Here is a 17,739-nt window from a genome sequence, read left to right on the forward strand (position 1 = left end):
GTGATACGATTGAATCAAAAACAACTAAGCACGCGTAATGAAAAAAGCTGGAATGCAGCTGCTTATGAAGCTTGGACGAATCGCCACGGGGCACCAGCCGATTATGCAAAAAAGCTTATGAAAGATCCCGTGCGCGAAGTAGAACACTATTTACCTTACATACAATCTCCAAAAGGAAAACGTATTATTAACTTACTCGGGTCAAAAGGAAATAAAGCCGTTGCTCTCGCTCTTTTAGGCGCTGATGTAACAGTTGTTGATATTTCAGCAAGTAATGCAAAATATGCAAATGAACTTGCGGAAGCAGCAGGTGTCTCTATCCAGTATGTCGTTTCTGATGTACTAAATGTGCAGCTCTCCGAATCATTTGATATCGTATTACTGGAACTTGGTGTACTCCATTACTTTCTAGATTTAAAACCGCTCTTTCAAAAAATTGCTACCATGCTTAAAGGAGATGGAACGCTTATCCTTCGTGACTATCATCCTGTTTACACGAAATTATTAGGAGTAGACCACCCATCATTTCGGGCCAATGGAAATTATTTCGATGAAGAATTGATTGAAGATGATGTGGCTTATAGCATCCTTCTTACAGAAGCGCAGAAAGAATCATTGCCTAAAACAACCATCCGTCGCTGGACGCTAGGAGAAATTATTACAACACTTGCACAAGAACATTTTAAAGTTGAAAAACTAATTGAAGAACACGGGTCTCATCAAAGGTGGGTCTTCCCTCCTACTGCACCGGAAGGAATTGAAGAACATATACCAGGTCTATATACATTAATTGCGACAGCATGCAAAAAAGGATCCCTTCACGGATAGGATCCTTTTTGCATGCTCACGCATATAAGTTGAGGTTGGAGATTACCATAATTCTGTAGAATAGGACACAAGATATTTCAACATTTCGTCTCTGACTTACGTCGTCAAAAAGGGGTATGACCAACATAACGAAGAGTAATGTTCATAGTTGATACTGATAATCGTTATCAACTAATTAGAAGTATACATGATGTTATTTCAAATTACAATAGCATTTCTCATTTTTATTTATGAATTTTTTGATATACAAATGTATACATTTTAAGAACATTTCCTCTTATCAATCTGCCATCTTCCATTATCTGCTATAATTTTCATTGAACAGATTAATAACTTCATAATGGTGTTTTTATTAATGTCGTTCTTAATATTTATAAATCATAATAAATAGTTTTTAAAGGCAGGGATAACGATGAAATATGTTAGTATTCGCAAAAAACTACTGTTCACACTCTTAAGCATTTCTTCTTTATTTAGTATTGCTCTTATTGTTATTCTTTCATTCGCTATGAACCAAGCAAGCGAAATTGAAACGTTAAAAAATGATGTATCTAAACGAGCAACAATTTTAAAAGAACGTGGTGATTGGTTCCAAGCACAAGTTGCCGGTTTACAAGAATATTTACTGTCACATGATCAAAAAGGATTGGATAAATTCAACCGAGAAGGAAAAAAACTTGCTGATACTAGAGAGAAAGTAACAAGTGATAAAAAACTCCCAGAAGGAATGAAAGAAGCGATTTTAATGGGAGCAAAATGGCGAAGCGTCATAGATAATGAAGCCCTCCCTCTCGCTCGCGAAGGAAAATGGGACGAAGCATCCAAAATCGCTTTAGCTCAAACCGATTATGTAAACGATCTTTTAAGCCGTTTTACTAAATATGCAAATGAAGAAAATGATAAACGTGACGCATTAATTGCTGACGTAGAGTCTTCTTCATCTCTTATTCAATATATTATTTTCTTCTCTCTTATTACATGTACGTTAACATCTATTTTATTAGCATGGTGGTTCTCTGGTAAACTCGTTAAACCGATACGACAAATTGATGAGAAATTAAAAGAATTAGCCTCTCAAGATGGCGATTTAACTGCTAGATTACACGTAACGAGTAAAGATGAAATTGGTGATATCGCCAATTCCTTTAATCAAATGCTCGCTAACTTACAACGTATCATAAAACAAGTGCAACAAACATCAACAAGTGTAAAAGAAGCGTCTGAAAATGTGTTTATCGAAACCACTGCTTCTATGGAGAATACAGCAAAAACCGAAGAAACTATGAATGCTCTTGCGTATAATATTCGTTCACAAGTTTCAAGTATCGAAGAAAGTTCAACTGCAATGGACGATATGACAACGAGTGTTCAGCGTATTGCAGAATCTGCCTCCTCTGTTGCTAGCCTAGCTGTTACAACTTCAGAAAAAGCAGATAGTGGGAATAAAGTCATTGAGAAATCTATTACACAAATGCATACAATTAACGAAGCTGTTAACGCTACATCACAAGTAGTAGAGCGACTCATTACACATACGAATCATATTGATACTGCACTTCAATCCATTTCTAATATCGCGGAACAAACGAATTTACTCGCTTTAAATGCTTCAATTGAAGCAGCTCGTGCTGGCGAACATGGAAAAGGATTCGCCGTTGTTGCCGATGAAGTACGAAAACTTGCTGAACAATCTCAGCTAGCAGCAACTGACATTAACCATTTACTTCATCAAATTCAAGCTGACACAAAAATAGCAAATGAAATGATGACACAAGGTCAGTCAGAGGCTTCGGAAGGAATTACAGTCATTCGTACCGCTGGATCTTCATTCTCGGAAATTGTTAACCACATTAACAAAGTCTCTACACAAATACAAGAAATGTCTGCAACTGCTGAAGAAATGGCCGCAAGTTCAGAAGAAATGAATACAGCTTTAAATAACATCGCTTCTATTTCAAATGAAGTTGCCGCCGAAACATCACAAACAGCAACTTCGGCTGGTGACCAAGTAAACAAAATGAGTGTCGTTGCTAAAAAAGCTTCTGAAATGAAAACGACTGTACAAGAACTTGAAGTTCTCGTTTCTCATTTCAAAACAAACGTTTAAAGCGAAACTTTCATTTATACTTCTAGGACCTACAAACTATTAAAAAGAGGGATTTACAATCTCTCTTTTTTTACTTTAAAATATCTCTTTCTATCTCTCATTCCGTCTGCTATAATTCCTAAAGGAAAGAAGAAAGCTTTATTCCAGAAGGAGTAAAGCTTTCTTTCAATTTTTTACATCAATTAATTCTAATACTAAGATTTCACAGAGGAGGCTTTTTATCATATGAATTTTATTAGCATTCGAAAAAAACTAATGTTTATGATGGGAACGATTTGCGCTTTATTTGGCATTGCCTTAGCTTTTATTTTATTTTTTACTATTGATCAATCTCGTCAAGCTCAAGCATTACAAAAAGAAATTTCCCCTTTGGCAACAGAATTGAAAGAACGTGGAGATGCTTATCAAGTACAACTTTCTGCTTTAAGAGGTTATTTATTACAACATGATCAAGTCGAATTAGACAAGTTTAATGAGATGAGTAAACGTCTGGAGGATTCAAAAGATAAACTTCTTTCTAATCCAAATGTTTCTCAGTCCATGAAAAATACAATGGAATCAGGATCGACTTGGAGAAAATTTATTGAAGAAAAAGTTTTCACTCTTGCAAAAGAACAAAAGTGGGAAGAGGCTTTACAAGTAGCTTATGCAGAAAATGGTACTGTTTATAAAGTAATTGGTGACTTCACAAATTACAGTAATGAACAAGCTAAGTTACGTGATCAATCTATCAAAAAAATTGATCAATCTTCACTACAAATTGAATATGTTGTCTTCTTATCACTTGTTATTTGTATTATCGTAGCTATGATTCTTGCATGGTGGTTCTCTGGTAAACTTGTAAAACCAATTCAACAAATCGATAGTAAACTAAAAGAATTATCATCTCAAGAAGGTGACTTAACAGCCCGCCTACAAGTAAATAGTAACGATGAAATTGGTACGATTGCAACATCATTTAATAAAATGTTAGAAAACCTACAACATATCATCAATCGTGTTCAAAAAACATCCGTGGAAGTACAAAATGCTTCTGAAAATATGCTAGAAAAGACGAATATATCACGTGAGGCAACAATAAAAGTTCAAAGCACGATGTCTAGCTTAAATGCAAGTATTCAATCGCAAACTGCTAGCATGGAAGAAAGCTCAACTGCAATGGATGATATGGCAGTAAGCGTTCAGCGTATTGCTGAATCAGCTTCATCTGTAACTGAACTTGCTGTAACTACATCGGAACAAGCTAATGATGGAAGTACTGTTATTCAAAAATCCGTTTCACAAATGACAACGATACACGACGCGGTAAATGCTACGTCAGAAGTGGTCGAACGTCTAATCACCCACACGAAATATATTGATACAGCTGTACAATCTATTTCTAATATCGCAGAACAAACAAACTTACTTGCTTTAAATGCATCTATCGAAGCAGCTCGTGCTGGCGAACAAGGAAAAGGTTTCGCTGTCGTAGCTGACGAAGTTCGAAAACTTGCTGAACAATCTAAAACAGCGGCAACGGATATTAACCAATTACTACATCAAATTCAACAAGACACTGAAACTGCTAGTTCGATGATGTCACAAGGCCGTTCTGAAGCATTTGAAGGCATTCATGTCATTCGTGAAGCTGGCAATTCTTTCACAACGATTGTGGAACAAGTAAATAAAGTATCTACTCAAATGCAAGACATCTCAGCAACTGCTGAAGAAATGGCTGCAAGCGCTGAAGAAATGAACGCTTCACTGAATAACATCGCTTCTATTTCGACTGAAGTGTCTAGTGAAACAGCGGCAACAGCACAATCTGCTGAGAAAAAAGTCACTACAATGAATGAGATGACACAAACTGCTAAACAAATGAAACAAACAGTTGAAGAATTAGATCAACTCGTATCTCATTTCAAAACTGAATAGCTTTCAAAAAATATTCCTCTTTCAAGAGGAATATTTTTTTGAGCTCATTCCCTGCATTATATATATATATCCGTTATAATGAGAACCGATATCATTAATATGTAGGGGGTGCTACACATGTCACAACAAGCATTTGAAGAAAAGTTATATGCAAACTTAGAAGCTGTTATTGATCCTGAACTAGGTGTTGATATTGTTAATCTTGGATTAGTTTATGACGTTACAGCAGATGAAAATAATAATGCTGTCATTACGATGACGATGACTTCTATTGGTTGTCCAATGGCTGGGCAAATTGTATCAGACGTAAAAAAAGTATTATCAACGAACGTACCTGAAGTCAATGAAATAGAAGTAAATGTCGTTTGGAATCCGCCCTGGTCTAAAGAACGCATGTCACGTATGGCGAAAATCGCATTAGGTATTCGCGATTAAATAAAGAAAGACCTGACATCCTAGTCAGGTCTTTTTCTCTTATTATTTTACGCCTACTGCATCATAAGCTTTCGTTACAGCTTGTACAGCTTTAGAGTTTTTACCATATAAATCTTCAGCTGACTGCAGAGCAGCTTGACGCATCATCTTAAAGTCAGAGTTTGCAGTTAAGTATTTCGTAAGAGCACGGTAATAAATTTTTTCTGTCGCTTCACGGCCTACTCCAGTTACTTTCACACCGTAATGCTCTCCGCCATCAGATACTAAATATGCAGCTTTATTGTTAATACTACTGTTAATATGAACGCCGCCATTATCAGCTGTTCCAGTGTAGCGTTTATTGTAATGATCTGGGTAACCTTCACCTGGTTTTAATGGATTTGGAATAGATGCTGGATCTTTCAGAGAACGAAGTGCATCACCAGGTTTTCCAGGTGTATAAATGTCAGCACCTAAATCCCAGCTCTTCTTCTCAACCATGACACCCATAATATCAGATAACGATTCATTTAACGCACCTGACTCATTTTTATAAACAAGGTTTGCTGTATGTTCAGTTACAGCATGCGTTAATTCATGACCGATAACATCTAATCCAGCAGATAATGGAATAAACGTCGTACCGTCTCCATCACCATACATCATTTGTACACCGTTCCAAGCTGCGTTATTCCAGCTTTCTCCGACGTGAACAGTAGAAATAAGCTTCGCACCTTTATCATCGAAAGAGTTACGATTAAATGTCTTTTTGTAGTAATCATATACTTTTCCTGCATTTACATGCGCATCAACCGCTGCTTTATCTTCGAAGAACTTAGATTTACTCTCAACTTCTTCTCCTGTGTATCCAAGCCATTGTGAGAATAAGTTAAACAAGTTTTCATCCATATTTTCTGCATCAAATGTATGAACACCTTGTCCTCGTTTACCATCAAACAAGTTGAACGCTCCTGTTTTCTCATCTTGAGCAATTTCAAATGATTGTCTATCGCCTAATACTCCGTAACCAAATCCTGTAATGTGATCTACAGCGTTATATTTCTCAATCACATTTCCATTCGTTGCATCAACAAAATAATGCCAGTATCCTGGAGCTGGTTTTGAAATCGATGCTTTAACTAAGTATGCAAGATAGTACTTCCCATCTTTTTCATACACAAATAAATCTTTTTTCACACCGTCATAATTCTTTACTTTACCAACTTCTTTTTCAATATCTGCCTTTGCAATCGTTTCAGCTTGCTCTGCACTAATATTTGCAAACGCAGGAATATTTTTATCCTCTAAATTCGGAATAACTTGTCCGAAGAATGCTTTTACATTATTTTCTTTATCTAGTGTAACAGTCTGATCTGAACCATACACAGGAATATTATTATGTTTTTCAACTAACTTCACATGTGTCGTACCAGATTCAGCATCTTTTTCCTCCCCAACGACATTGAAGTGTTTATCAATATTTCCTGCTAATTTAAACATATCTTTCTTACTCTCTAAATATTGAAAGACCGTCTCTTTTTTATCTAGTCCTTCTGGTGCTTTCCATTCTTCACCTATGTATGCAGGTGTTTTAAATTCTTGATGATATTGAATTTTTTGTTCTTCTGCTTTCGTTGTCGTTGCTCCAAATGTTCCAAATCCCCCGGCTATAACAGTTAACGCTAATGCTGATGAAATGACTTGCTTTTTCACTATAACATTCCCCATTCCCATAAAGATTTTTGACACTTTTATACAATTCTTATTTTCCGGGCTAATACCTTTTTCTAAATATTGAGAAAGTTTTTTTCTGACAATTCCACTCAAAAAAAGAGGACATCAATTCGATGTCCTCTTTTCCATAAACGTTCTATTGTCTTTTCAATTCGATTGCTAAATAGTGTGATTGCTCTTTCGCTTCAATATGAATATCTTCTACTGCTTCTGCTGCATCACGCATAACAAGATTTTCACCATTTATTACACTACTCCCTTCAATTTGTACAAGGTACAATTGACGGCCTTCTTGCACCGGGAAATGAATTTCTTTTCCAGCATCTAACGATAAAGAATATAAATTCGCATCTTGGTGAATACGAATTGGTGCCTCTCCTTCTACTGGAGATACCATATGGAACCATTCATTTTCACGCTTGCTCCAATCAAATGTAAACTCACCATAGTTTGGTTTATGATCCGCACGATCTGGTAAAATCCAAATTTGTAATAAACGTAGTGTTTCATTTCCTAAATTATGCTCGCTATGAAATACACCTGTGCCAGCACTCATATATTGAACATGTCCTCGCTCAATTGTTCCGCGATTCCCCATGCTATCCTCATGTGTTAAAGCACCATCTACAACGTACGAAATGATTTCCATATCGCGGTGCGGATGCATATCAAAACCAGTTTGTGCCGCTACTAGGTCATCATTAATTACACGCAATGCTCCAAAGTTCATGTTATTCGGGTTATAGTAATTCGCAAAGGAAAAATGAAAATGTGTATTTAACCAACCGTGATTTGCTCTTCCCATATTTTTATGATCAACTTTTCTAAACATATCCTTCACCTCATATTATCTCGAATTCAAGATTTATTTTAAAAATTTTTCTCACTGTAATTTTTTTAGTAATTGTAATAATTGATGTTGTTCTTCTACATTTAAATTTTGAAACTGCTCCGCTTGGAACGTTTCTTGAGGCGGGACGATTTCTTCATATAAAGCTTTTCCCTTTTCTGTTAACGAAATATATTTTGTAGTACCTTCTTGTTCACGATGAATCCACTCCAGCTGCTCCATTTTATTTAATAGCTGCGTGATATTTCCCTTCGTAACAAATAGTTTATTTCCGAGCTCTTGCTGCGTTAGACGATTATGTCCTCCAACTTGAGCTAGCACATCAAACTGAGCGGCAGATACATTCCATTCTTTCAAATGCTGATTCGTCTCACGAATACTTTTGTTATAAAAACGTGATAAACGAAACCATAATAGTAATCCGAGTCTATCTTCTGTCTTCATTCTATCACCTCGCTCATTTCATACCATTAGTTTAGAACTAAACTTCATAAAAGTCAATCACTTACTTTTAGTAATCAATAAAGAAAGCACAGTGCCATTTCTCCACTATGCTTTACATTAACTTTCTATTTTTATATTCATCTAACTTCCTCTCCGCGAACTTTCTCGCATCTTTCTCAATCCATCTATCTTCGTACACTTCACTTCCAACATACAATACTTCTCTCTTATGCTGCATCGCATGACGAAACTCATGCAGTAGTGTTTTGAGCACCTGCTCGTACTCTTCCCACATACAAACAAAAATTAATTGTTTTTCTTTATGATAAAAACCACCTACTGGGAATAAGAATTCCTCTTCTTCTTCTCCTAATGATAGAAGCACATGATTCGCATCACACGTATCACAAAAAACAACTGGTGTTTTACATACTTCAATCAGTGAAAACAAATCATCTCTAAGCCTTTTGACATCCCAAGGAAGCTCCGAATCCAACACATACCAATTCTCAACTTGTTGATATACATTTTGAAACTGGAGTTCCATTTCTCTATAATCCCCTTTCCAAACTCCCTTTTCCTATATGTATGCCACAATATGTAAAATATTAAACCTACTCTTTCCCCTTTCGAAAAATGACAATAAAAAAAGAATCTATGTCAGCATAGATTCTCTTTACGTAATCACTTTTTTTTCATCATTTTTTTTAATACAAAGTAACCAATTGCACAAACAATAGCTGCAAGTGCAAAGTATTTCACATATGGCCCAGCTACTTTATTAATACTTTCCCACTCTGTTCCTAATTTAAAACCTAAATATACAAATACAATTGACCATGGAATAACAGCTAATGTAGTTAGCGTAATAAACTTAGCATGTGACATTTTCGCAATACCCGCTGGTATCGAAATAGCATGACGCACAACAGGAATAAAACGCGCTGTAAAAATAACACCAGTTCCGTAACGATTAAACCAATCTTCAGCATAATCAATATGTTTCTTTTGAATTAAAATATATTTTCCATATCGCTCAAGGACGGGTCTTCCTCCGTACCGACCGATCCAATAAATGAATAGTTGTGCGATTACACCACCAATTGTACCGAACGCGACAGCGCCCCAAAACGTAATGCTTCCTGTTGATACTAAATAACCTGCATAAGACAATACGATTTCACTCGGAATAACCTCTAACATCAATCCAAGCATAATTCCCCAATAACCAAGTCCTTCTAGAAAAACTAAAACGGAATGAATCAACTCTCCTAACATCATGTACCTCTCTTTACTGTTTTCATTGCAAAAAATAAAAGTACAAGCAGTAAATATCTTGTACTTTTATTTTTAAAAATTAGTTAGTCTTCGTATCCCACTTAAAGATTCTATTTAAAAATTTATATACATTCTTTGACTCTTTCGTCAGAAGTGGACCTAAGATGGATAGTATAAGCACGTATAGTGCCGAGAATGGTTTCAAGACTGACATTAAACCACCGGCGATGCCGATATTGGCCATAATGATGGAGAATTCTCCTCTTGAAACGATTGTTAATCCAATATTTGTTGACGCTTTATGAGATAATCCAGCTTGTCGCCCTGCAATCATTCCTGCAACAAAGTTTCCGATGATTGTAAGAAGGACAGCACCTAACGTTAACCATATCGCTCCGCCTAATGAAAACGGATCAATGCTTAATCCGAAACTGAAGAAGAAAATAGCTCCGAAAAAGTCTCTAAATGGAACAACGAGATGCTCAATTCTGTCACTATGCTCTGTCTCAGAGAAAACTAATCCTAAGAGAAGTGCTCCAATTGCTTCAGCAACGTGAATTGTTTCCGAGAAACCTGCAATAAAGAATAAAGAAGCAAATACTACAATAATGAAAATTTCATCCGAACTAATATTGAGCAATTTATTTAATAACGGCGTCGCTTTTCTAGCTACAATAAAGAATAGAAGCATGTATCCTAAAGCAATCCCAATTGAAGTAAGAGCACCTAGGAAGGAAGCATGATCCCCTAGAACTAAACCAGAGACAACTGATAAATATACAGCAAGGAATATATCTTCAAACATAATAATTCCTAAAATTAATTCGGTTTCATTATTACCAGTTCTTCTTAAATCCACTAACACTTTAGCAACGATAGCACTAGAAGAAATCGTAATAATACCCGCAATAATTAAGATTTCTAGTAAAGGGAATCCCATTATAAACCCGTATAATAATCCAAGTGAAAAGTTAATTAAAATATAGATTGTTCCGCCAATTGCAATGGAACGTCCAGATTTAATTAGTTTTTTCATCGAAAACTCTAGTCCTAGGTAGAACAGAAGGAACAGAACGCCAATCCGTCCAAGGAAGGAAATTACACTCGCACTTTCAATAAATTTGAGATCAATAACACCTATTGTCGGTGCATGCGGTCCTACTAACATTCCAAGAACAATTAGAAAAGGAATTACTGAGAATTTAAACTTTCCAGCAATTACCGCCGCAATTGCTACTAAAACTAAAGCTGTACCAACTTCAAAAATTAACGTATCCATCTAGTCAGTCCCCCTATTCGAAAGTAACTCATTAATAATTTTTTTAATTTCTTCTCTCTCACCTGAAACTACAAGCATATCGCCTTCTTCAATTACCGTTTCTGGTCCTGGATTGAACAGCTTTTTCATATTCTTTTTCATAACTGCAATAATCGTTACGCTATATGTTTTTCTTATTTCAAGGTCGCCAATTGTTTTTCCGATTGCCGGAGCTGCATTCTCCACTTTAAACCACTCAATTGCTAAACCTTCAAAGACCATCTCAACATTTTCTAATGCTCTAGGTTTGTATACCATTCCACCTAATATTGCTGCAATTTGTCTCGCCTCTGAGTCACGTAATGAAATACTTGAGATACTTTCTTCATGATCTGAATCAAAATGATACATTTCTCTACGCCCATCATCATGAATGACAATCACCATCTTTTCGTTACCTTTCGTAACGATTTGAAACTTATAACCAATACCCGGAAGTTCACTTTCTCTAATATTCATATTTAGCTCCTCCATAACTTCTTTATTTTAATTTTCTGTTTTTCTGTCTTTTGTTCATCCAATCAATTTTAGAAATTCTAACCATTCAGGATACCTATGACTTGGAAATCTTTTATTGTAATAATAAGTGGCTCCTAAAAAGATACTTAAAGATGTAATGATAAAAAATATATTACTTCTCATTTTCAAACTCTTAAGGCTTATATTCAATAAAGATTCTTCTTTCAAATTATCCCCTCTTTCTCGTTTTAAATTTAGTTTTTTAAAATGTAAATAATTCTAAAAATATTACGATGTAACATAATCATAACACGAAATACGTTTATGTAACATAATTTTTTAGAAAAATTGATTCTCGTATATTTTTTGCATATAATTTTCTTATTACGGAAAAAAGGAAGTGTATTATATGGTTGATATCTTTAGCAGATTCCTTGAGGTAACGAATAATATTTTATGGTCATATATTCTTATTGCAATGCTAATCGGCTTCGGTCTTTATTTCTCTTTCAAATTAAAATTCGTCCAAATTACTCATTTCGGTGAGATGGTCAGTTTAATTAGTAAAGGGTTTAATCGAAAAGAAAAAAAGAAAGATAGCATCTCTCCATTCCAAGCATTTTGCTTAAGTGCAGCGGCACGTATCGGTATCGGAAACTTAGCTGGTGTAGCATTAGCCATTTCAATGGGTGGACCCGGCGCAATATTTTGGATGTGGTTTATCGCTATCCTTGGAGCAGCTACTAGTTTCGTAGAATGTACGCTCGCGCAAATTTATAAAGTAAAAGATGGAAGCAGGTTCCGTGGTGGACCAGCATATTACATGGAAAAAGGATTAAACAAACGCTGGATGGGTGTTTGGTTTTCACTTCTTATTACAGTTGCGTACGGATTAATTTTCAATTCTGTACAAGCAAATACAGTAACAATAGCGTTTGAAAATGCTTTTGGACTAGAGCGAACGATCGTAGGAGCTCTATTAGCTTTATTAGTTGCAGTTATTATTTTTGGTGGTATCAAGAGCATTTCACGTATTACAGAAATGATTGTCCCTCCAATGGCGATCATTTATATCGGTGTGGCTATTTTTGTCGTAATTAACAACTTCAATATGTTACCAAGCATTTTTACAGAAATATTTAACAGCGCATTTGGTTTAGACCAAGCTATCGCTGGTGGTATTGGAGCAGCAATCAAATTTGGAATTCAGCGCGGTTTATTCGCGACAGAAGCAGGTATGGGTAGCTCCCCTAACGCAGCAGCAACATCAGATGTATCTCACCCTGTAAAACAAGGACTTGTTCAAGCATTAGGTGTTTTCGTAGATACATTCTTAGTATGTACATCAACAGCGTTTATCGTATTATGTTCTGGACTTTACAAAGGATCGAATTTAGAAGGTATTGAATTAACACAACGAGCATTAAGTTCACAAATTGGACCGTGGGCAAGCACTTTCTTAGCGATTATTATTTTCCTATTCGCTTTCAGTTCTTTACTAGGAAACTACTATTATGGTGAAACAAACATCGCATTCATTAAAGAAAGCAAAACATGGTTACTGATTTATCGTGTTGCAGTTGTCGGAATGGTGTTCTTCGGATCTATCGCTGCCCTTCAAACGGTTTGGAGTTTAGCTGATTTCTTTATGGGACTAATGGTATTCACAAACTTAATTGCCATCTCATTCCTTAGCAAGTTTGCATACGCAGCCTTATTAGACTATATAAAGCAAAAGAAACAAGGAAAAGATCCTGTCTTCGTTGCAAGTTCTATCCCTGGCTTACAGAATACAGAGTGCTGGGATGGACAGGATGTAGAAGAGAAGCAAAAGGCTGTATAATAATTAAAAGCGGAGGTGACTTGCTCAGAACAGGAGCGAAATGACCGACTGTTCTAGTCACCGGAGTTGGATATCATTTAAAGCAAAAGCGGCTCGTTTAGAACAAGAGCTATATCAAACAAAATCCCTATTACTCCACAGTAATAGGGATTTTTATTTATAACAGTTCATAATTTGTTCAAATTAATTCCAGCAAAAGGGTTGATTTATACAAATTACTAGATTATAATGATTATAAATTAGTAATTGATATAAAATAACAACTCAAAAGGAGATTGATCATAATGAACAAACAAGTAATCGAAGTATTAAACAAACAAGTAGCAGACTGGAGCGTTTTATTCACAAAATTACACAACTTCCATTGGTACGTAAAAGGGCCTCAATTCTTCACATTACACGAGAAATTCGAAGAACTTTACACAGAATCAGCTACTCACATCGACGAAATTGCAGAACGCATTTTAGCAATTGGTGGCAAACCAGTAGCAACAATGAAAGAATACTTAGAACTATCTTCTATTCAAGAAGCAGCATACGGCGAAACTGCAGAAGGAATGGTTGAAGCAATCATGAAAGACTACGAAATGATGCTAGTCGAACTGAAAAAAGGCATGGAAATCGCTCAAAACTCTGATGACGAAATGACATCTGACCTACTACTAGGCATCTACACAGAACTAGAAAAACACGCTTGGATGCTACGTGCGTTCTTGAATCAATAATAGAACTAAAAGCGGAAGCGGCTTGCTCAGAATCGCAGGGCATTGGAGCTCTCGACCTTGAAGCGCTTTTTGCTTCGAGCGAGAGAGCGAAATGACCGGAGATTCTAGCTGCTGGAGCTGGATATCAACTAAAAGCGGAAGCGGCTCGTTCAGAGTCGCTTTTTTTCTATGGAGTGGTCGCACATATCAGTACATGAAATTTATATCAGCGATTTTCCCAATATATCGACTTACCGACAAATCACGACAATATTAGCACCTCTCTCCTCTACTTTTATCAATATATTACAATCTTTTTTATGTTAAAATATAGGTAACACCCTTTAGTAAAATAGATCCAAAAAAGCTTTTCCATATTCATCATTTACTACTTAAATGGCGGGAGTGGTTCAGTTGAAAGACTACTTAATTAGAGCATTTTTTGCGTTAATAACAGTTGGGATTGTCTTACTTATAGCTAATATTTTCAATATACGTGTCGAGGTGAAAGACTATGCTTTCCTCGTTGTTGTAGCAATTGGTGGCGGCTGGGGTGGCTGGTACCTGTATAAGAAACAAAATAATAAAAGTGATAAAGGCATTCCGAAGTAATATGGAATGCCTTTTTTGTATAATACACAATTAAGCTTAAATCACTAATAAAAGCCGTCCACAAAAAACATCATATAAACCCATACTCTATGGTAAATAAAAAAAATTCATTTTGAATATAAAAATAGTCCAAAATCCTGCATAACAGAGGTATGACCCATTTGCCGCAACATTGTGGCTATATTCCCACGGTGATATGCTCCGTGGGTGACGACGTGTAGTATTGTTTCAGAAACCGTCGTATCCAGGTACCCAGCATATGGATTATCAACCTCAAACACTTTTTCATAATCTTGTTGACTACTTAAAAGTCCTTTATATCTTTTAGATAATTCATAAAAACTAGTTTCCATTTCCTCAATATTTTTTGTTTCCAGCTGTTCTTTCAATTGATCTGTGTGTACCATTGCATCACTCATGCTTTTACCAGAAATAATCTCGAGCCAGGCTAAATCTGTAAGGTATATGTGAGACATTACTTTTGCCACCGAAGAAAAACCACTATTAACTTCCTTATGGAAAATGTCTTGCGGTAGTTCTTTTAAGCGATTTAAAATAACTTCATTTGCCCATAAGTGGTAGTTATACATTTTTAATACAGAACGACCCATGCTCATTTCTCCTCCAATTTTCATTTTAATGATTAGATTATGATACATAGCTGATTAAAAATTCATAAAGGATTACATCTATAAAATTTATTCTGATTTCGATTAAAAAAACCTCTATTAACTTCATAAAAAACATTCCCTATCTTCCACAATCTACCCCTTTAACGGAACAGTTCTATGTCACTCAATAATTCCTTACTTACCTTTTATTCAGATGTTCTTTTTTTAGTCAGCAAAACATACCTCCATCTATACTTCCACTCTTCCAACGATTTCACATCTCACTATCAATATATTTAACCAGATTAAAAACACATACCTTTTTACGATAAAAAAGACATGTGTTTCCAAAAATCTATATAAAAATCAAAATGATAAAGGCATTCCGAAGTAATATGGAATGCCTTCTTTTTATTGCCGTCTATAATAAATAATAAAATTCAAACCGCTAATACAACCAATTGCAATAAACATGCTAAAACTCTGTACATCACCAGCTAGACTATACTCATCAACGATAAACCCAGACATAAACAACGTTATCGCGGCCACACCGATACACAATATCGAAATAAGCCAAAGCGAAAATTCATTAATTAGCTCTTTCTTCTGTGTTGAAACAATTAGCATAACAAGAATAGATGCTGCTAAAATATTTTTAAAAACAGGACGTAAATACACAAACTCCTCCATCTATTTCTCCTTTTCCAAAAACATTACATCTTAACATTAACATATTTAACCAAATTAAAAACACATGCCTTTTCAAGATAAAATGACATGTGTTTCCAAAAACATCTATAAAATTGTATTATGATAGCTGCTTCCACTTCGTTCCTAAAACAGGACGCTCATAATTTTGGATTGCATGAATTAGTTTATCTGCCGTCTCAGCTGAAACGATCAACTCTTTATTTGATGGATTCATAAATCCTTCTTCTGCTGCACGTTCAACCATTTGCAAAATTGGCCCATAAAAGCCTTTTATGTTCAATAAACCAACCGGCTTATTATGTATACCAATTTGTGACCAACATACTACTTCAAATAGCTCTTCAAACGTTCCGTATCCGCCTGGTAATGCAATAAAAGCATCCGCAAGCTCTGCCATTTTCGCTTTGCGCTCGTGCATCGTTTCTACTTCAATTAATTCTGTTAGCCCTGTATGAACAATTTCTCCTCGGAATAGACCGCGTGGCATAACACCTGTTACACGTCCGCCTAAGCGAAGAACTTCATTTGCCACTTCTCCCATTAATCCAACGCAAGAACCACCGTATACAAGCTCATAATCGTTCTCAACAAACATTTTTCCTAACACTACTGCCTGCTCTTTAAATTCTGGTCTCTCCCCTAAGTTGGAACCTGCAAACACACAAATCTTTCTCATTCCTACACCCCGAAACTATATATCGTTATGATACAATGAACATTGTACAACATATTGAAGGGATGAGGAAGAAATGGATATCGTCGCATTTCAAAGATGGGTGGAGGAATTTTACGAAAAACGAAGCTGGTCACAGTATAATTCCTTTATTCGCTTAAATTTCTTAACAGAGGAAGTTGGAGAAGTTTCACGCGTTGTTCGCGCCATTGAAATTGGTCGTGATCGTCCTGACGAAAAAGTGAAAACAGAAGAAGAGCTAAAACAGGAACTAAAAGAAGAACTTGGTGATGTACTATCCAACCTTATTATTCTTTCACAAAAATATGATTTAGACTTACAAGACATTATGGAAGCTCACGTCACAAAGCTTTCGAAAAGGTTCGAGACATCAAAATGAGAATATTATCAATTATGGTATAATATTCTTGTCACAATACTAAGGGGGATTTTATGTTATCTAAAAAATTGCACGACGCATTAAACGATCAAATGAACTTTGAATTTTACTCTGCCCACGCTTATATGGCAATGGCTGCTTACTGTACATCTGAGAGCTATGATGGATTCGCTAACTTTTTCCTTGTACAAGCTGAGGAAGAACGTTTCCACGCAATGAAGCTTTATAACTACATTAACGACCGCGGTGAGCGCGCTATTGTTACTGGATTTGATAATCCGAATAACGAATATGAATCTGTACTGAACGCTTTTGAAGTGGCACTTGAGCACGAGCGTGAAGTAACGAAGCGTATTTACAACTTATCTGATATCGCTTGGGATGAGCGTGAGCACGCAACAATTACCTTCTTAAAATGGTTCGTCGATGAGCAAGTAGAAGAAGAAGCTTCATTCGATAGCATCATCCAAAAATTAAAACGTATTACAAGCGATTCAAACGCACTATTTATGCTAGATGCTGAATTAGAGAAACGTACATTTACGCCTCCTGCTGAATAGTATTTCAATCACCTTAATGAATGTATTAAGGTGATTTTTTTATTTCTTCTCTAAGCTTAATAACCTTAGCCACATCCTTCTTATAAAGCGCTGAAACCTTTTCAACAAAATCACTATGAGTAAAAGTCCCATCCCCTTCTTCTACTATGCTTAAATACCCATGTATGAATTTCAAAAAGGTTCTAGCATCTTCACCAGTTAATTGATCAATGTTCTCCATAATCTCATCAGACTCCCTTAAACTATCCCGTTCTTTCAACTTAATCCCCCTCT

20 protein-coding genes are annotated in these 17,739 nt (G+C 35.8%); 9 read left to right on the top strand and 11 right to left on the bottom strand.

Annotated elements, in window-relative coordinates:
* Nucleotides 1-9 precede the first annotated feature (9 nt).
* The 4 genes from ILS93_RS21130 (at nt 10) to ILS93_RS21145 (ending at nt 5,287) form a co-directional block, all read left to right on the top strand.
* The gene (locus tag ILS93_RS21130; protein WP_001072278.1) at nt 10-828 is read left to right on the top strand and encodes a class I SAM-dependent methyltransferase; all 819 of its coding nucleotides are present in this window, start codon (nt 10-12) and stop codon (nt 826-828) included.
* A gap of 412 nt (nt 829-1,240) precedes the next feature.
* Entirely contained in the window at nt 1,241-2,935 is a 1,695-nt protein-coding gene (locus ILS93_RS21135; protein WP_222661215.1) for a methyl-accepting chemotaxis protein, read from the top strand.
* Nucleotides 2,936-3,160: 225 nt separating this feature from the next.
* Nucleotides 3,161-4,852 carry a methyl-accepting chemotaxis protein gene (locus tag ILS93_RS21140; protein ID WP_064476253.1) on the top strand — a complete coding sequence of 564 codons (1,692 nt, stop codon included), beginning with the start codon at nt 3,161-3,163 and terminating at the stop codon, nt 4,850-4,852.
* A gap of 117 nt (nt 4,853-4,969) precedes the next feature.
* A complete protein-coding gene (locus tag ILS93_RS21145; protein ID WP_000082523.1) occupies nt 4,970-5,287 on the top strand; it encodes a metal-sulfur cluster assembly factor in 318 nt (105 codons plus the stop codon).
* Nucleotides 5,288-5,329: 42 nt separating this feature from the next.
* On the opposite strand, the gene nprB is transcribed toward ILS93_RS21145, so the two are convergent.
* From nprB to ILS93_RS21180, 7 genes are all read right to left on the bottom strand, one after another.
* Nucleotides 5,330-6,979: a neutral protease NprB gene (gene nprB / locus ILS93_RS21150; protein WP_064476331.1), complete on the bottom strand. Its 1,650-nt coding sequence runs from the start codon at nt 6,977-6,979 to the stop codon at nt 5,330-5,332.
* 157 nt (nt 6,980-7,136) lie between these two features.
* A complete protein-coding gene (locus ILS93_RS21155; RefSeq protein ID WP_064476252.1) occupies nt 7,137-7,832 on the bottom strand; it encodes a pirin family protein in 696 nt (231 codons plus the stop codon).
* 51 nt (nt 7,833-7,883) lie between these two features.
* On the bottom strand, nt 7,884-8,294 hold the full coding sequence (locus ILS93_RS21160) for a MarR family winged helix-turn-helix transcriptional regulator (RefSeq protein WP_000845460.1): 411 nt from the start codon (nt 8,292-8,294) through the stop codon (nt 7,884-7,886).
* A 112-nt stretch (nt 8,295-8,406) separates the two neighbouring features.
* Nucleotides 8,407-8,841 (bottom strand): DUF3920 family protein, encoded by a 435-nt coding sequence (locus ILS93_RS21165; protein ID WP_000422829.1) that lies wholly within the window; start codon nt 8,839-8,841, stop codon nt 8,407-8,409.
* A 137-nt stretch (nt 8,842-8,978) separates the two neighbouring features.
* Nucleotides 8,979-9,572, bottom strand: coding sequence for an undecaprenyl phosphate transporter UptA (uptA, locus tag ILS93_RS21170; RefSeq protein WP_000900214.1), 594 nt, complete (start codon nt 9,570-9,572; stop codon nt 8,979-8,981).
* Nucleotides 9,573-9,651: 79 nt separating this feature from the next.
* Nucleotides 9,652-10,851: a cation:proton antiporter gene (locus ILS93_RS21175; protein ID WP_064476251.1), complete on the bottom strand. Its 1,200-nt coding sequence runs from the start codon at nt 10,849-10,851 to the stop codon at nt 9,652-9,654.
* Nucleotides 10,852-11,349, bottom strand: a complete 498-nt coding sequence (locus ILS93_RS21180; protein ID WP_001026069.1) for a cation:proton antiporter regulatory subunit — start codon at nt 11,347-11,349, stop codon at nt 10,852-10,854.
* 409 nt (nt 11,350-11,758) lie between these two features.
* On the opposite strand from ILS93_RS21180, the gene ILS93_RS21185 reads away from it, so the two are divergent.
* The 3 genes from ILS93_RS21185 (at nt 11,759) to ILS93_RS21195 (ending at nt 14,508) form a co-directional block, all read left to right on the top strand.
* Nucleotides 11,759-13,192: an alanine/glycine:cation symporter family protein gene (locus tag ILS93_RS21185; protein WP_000227579.1), complete on the top strand. Its 1,434-nt coding sequence runs from the start codon at nt 11,759-11,761 to the stop codon at nt 13,190-13,192.
* Between the two features lie 284 nt (nt 13,193-13,476).
* Nucleotides 13,477-13,917 (top strand): Dps family protein, encoded by a 441-nt coding sequence (locus ILS93_RS21190; RefSeq protein ID WP_001041897.1) that lies wholly within the window; start codon nt 13,477-13,479, stop codon nt 13,915-13,917.
* Nucleotides 13,918-14,310: 393 nt separating this feature from the next.
* On the top strand, nt 14,311-14,508 hold the full coding sequence (locus ILS93_RS21195) for a hypothetical protein (RefSeq protein ID WP_000656328.1): 198 nt from the start codon (nt 14,311-14,313) through the stop codon (nt 14,506-14,508).
* A gap of 107 nt (nt 14,509-14,615) precedes the next feature.
* Here ILS93_RS21195 and ILS93_RS21200 read toward each other — a convergent pair whose 3' ends face one another.
* The 3 genes from ILS93_RS21200 to ILS93_RS21210 form a co-directional block, all read right to left on the bottom strand.
* The gene (locus ILS93_RS21200; RefSeq protein ID WP_222661218.1) at nt 14,616-15,119 is read right to left on the bottom strand and encodes a DinB family protein; all 504 of its coding nucleotides are present in this window, start codon (nt 15,117-15,119) and stop codon (nt 14,616-14,618) included.
* A gap of 411 nt (nt 15,120-15,530) precedes the next feature.
* Nucleotides 15,531-15,812, bottom strand: coding sequence for a hypothetical protein (locus tag ILS93_RS21205; RefSeq protein ID WP_064476248.1), 282 nt, complete (start codon nt 15,810-15,812; stop codon nt 15,531-15,533).
* A 118-nt stretch (nt 15,813-15,930) separates the two neighbouring features.
* Entirely contained in the window at nt 15,931-16,509 is a 579-nt protein-coding gene (locus ILS93_RS21210; protein WP_098111093.1) for an LOG family protein, read from the bottom strand.
* A 73-nt stretch (nt 16,510-16,582) separates the two neighbouring features.
* On the opposite strand from ILS93_RS21210, the gene ILS93_RS21215 reads away from it, so the two are divergent.
* Nucleotides 16,583-16,906: a MazG nucleotide pyrophosphohydrolase domain-containing protein gene (locus ILS93_RS21215; RefSeq protein ID WP_048528217.1), complete on the top strand. Its 324-nt coding sequence runs from the start codon at nt 16,583-16,585 to the stop codon at nt 16,904-16,906.
* 53 nt (nt 16,907-16,959) lie between these two features.
* Nucleotides 16,960-17,466 (top strand): ferritin, encoded by a 507-nt coding sequence (locus tag ILS93_RS21220; RefSeq protein WP_061678977.1) that lies wholly within the window; start codon nt 16,960-16,962, stop codon nt 17,464-17,466.
* A 25-nt stretch (nt 17,467-17,491) separates the two neighbouring features.
* Here ILS93_RS21220 and ILS93_RS21225 read toward each other — a convergent pair whose 3' ends face one another.
* On the bottom strand, nt 17,492-17,725 hold the full coding sequence (locus ILS93_RS21225; RefSeq protein WP_088047824.1) for a hypothetical protein: 234 nt from the start codon (nt 17,723-17,725) through the stop codon (nt 17,492-17,494).
* Between the last annotated feature and the right edge of the window lie 14 nt (nt 17,726-17,739).

It is taken from the genome of Bacillus sp. 16GRE42 (assembly GCF_019837435.1).
GTDB classification, from domain to species: Bacteria; Bacillota; Bacilli; order Bacillales; family Bacillaceae_G; genus Bacillus_A; species Bacillus_A wiedmannii.

Bases quoted from the DNA above. Each gene is read 5' to 3' on its own strand.
- uptA (WP_000900214.1), bottom strand. From the start codon at position 9,572: ATGTTAGGAGAGTTGATTCATTCCGTTTTAGTTTTTCTAGAAGGACTT.
- ILS93_RS21175 (WP_064476251.1), bottom strand. From the start codon at position 10,851: ATGGATACGTTAATTTTTGAAGTTGGTACAGCTTTAGTTTTAGTAGCA.
- ILS93_RS21205 (WP_064476248.1), bottom strand. From the start codon at position 15,812: ATGGAGGAGTTTGTGTATTTACGTCCTGTTTTTAAAAATATTTTAGCA.
- ILS93_RS21160 (WP_000845460.1), bottom strand. From the start codon at position 8,294: ATGAAGACAGAAGATAGACTCGGATTACTATTATGGTTTCGTTTATCA.
- ILS93_RS21180 (WP_001026069.1), bottom strand. From the start codon at position 11,349: ATGAATATTAGAGAAAGTGAACTTCCGGGTATTGGTTATAAGTTTCAA.
- ILS93_RS21165 (WP_000422829.1), bottom strand. From the start codon at position 8,841: ATGGAACTCCAGTTTCAAAATGTATATCAACAAGTTGAGAATTGGTAT.
- ILS93_RS21185 (WP_000227579.1), top strand. From the start codon at position 11,759: ATGGTTGATATCTTTAGCAGATTCCTTGAGGTAACGAATAATATTTTA.
- ILS93_RS21200 (WP_222661218.1), bottom strand. From the start codon at position 15,119: ATGGGTCGTTCTGTATTAAAAATGTATAACTACCACTTATGGGCAAAT.
- ILS93_RS21210 (WP_098111093.1), bottom strand. From the start codon at position 16,509: ATGAGAAAGATTTGTGTGTTTGCAGGTTCCAACTTAGGGGAGAGACCA.
- ILS93_RS21215 (WP_048528217.1), top strand. From the start codon at position 16,583: ATGGATATCGTCGCATTTCAAAGATGGGTGGAGGAATTTTACGAAAAA.
- ILS93_RS21190 (WP_001041897.1), top strand. From the start codon at position 13,477: ATGAACAAACAAGTAATCGAAGTATTAAACAAACAAGTAGCAGACTGG.
- ILS93_RS21155 (WP_064476252.1), bottom strand. From the start codon at position 7,832: ATGTTTAGAAAAGTTGATCATAAAAATATGGGAAGAGCAAATCACGGT.
- ILS93_RS21145 (WP_000082523.1), top strand. From the start codon at position 4,970: ATGTCACAACAAGCATTTGAAGAAAAGTTATATGCAAACTTAGAAGCT.
- ILS93_RS21135 (WP_222661215.1), top strand. From the start codon at position 1,241: ATGAAATATGTTAGTATTCGCAAAAAACTACTGTTCACACTCTTAAGC.
- ILS93_RS21220 (WP_061678977.1), top strand. From the start codon at position 16,960: ATGTTATCTAAAAAATTGCACGACGCATTAAACGATCAAATGAACTTT.
- ILS93_RS21140 (WP_064476253.1), top strand. From the start codon at position 3,161: ATGAATTTTATTAGCATTCGAAAAAAACTAATGTTTATGATGGGAACG.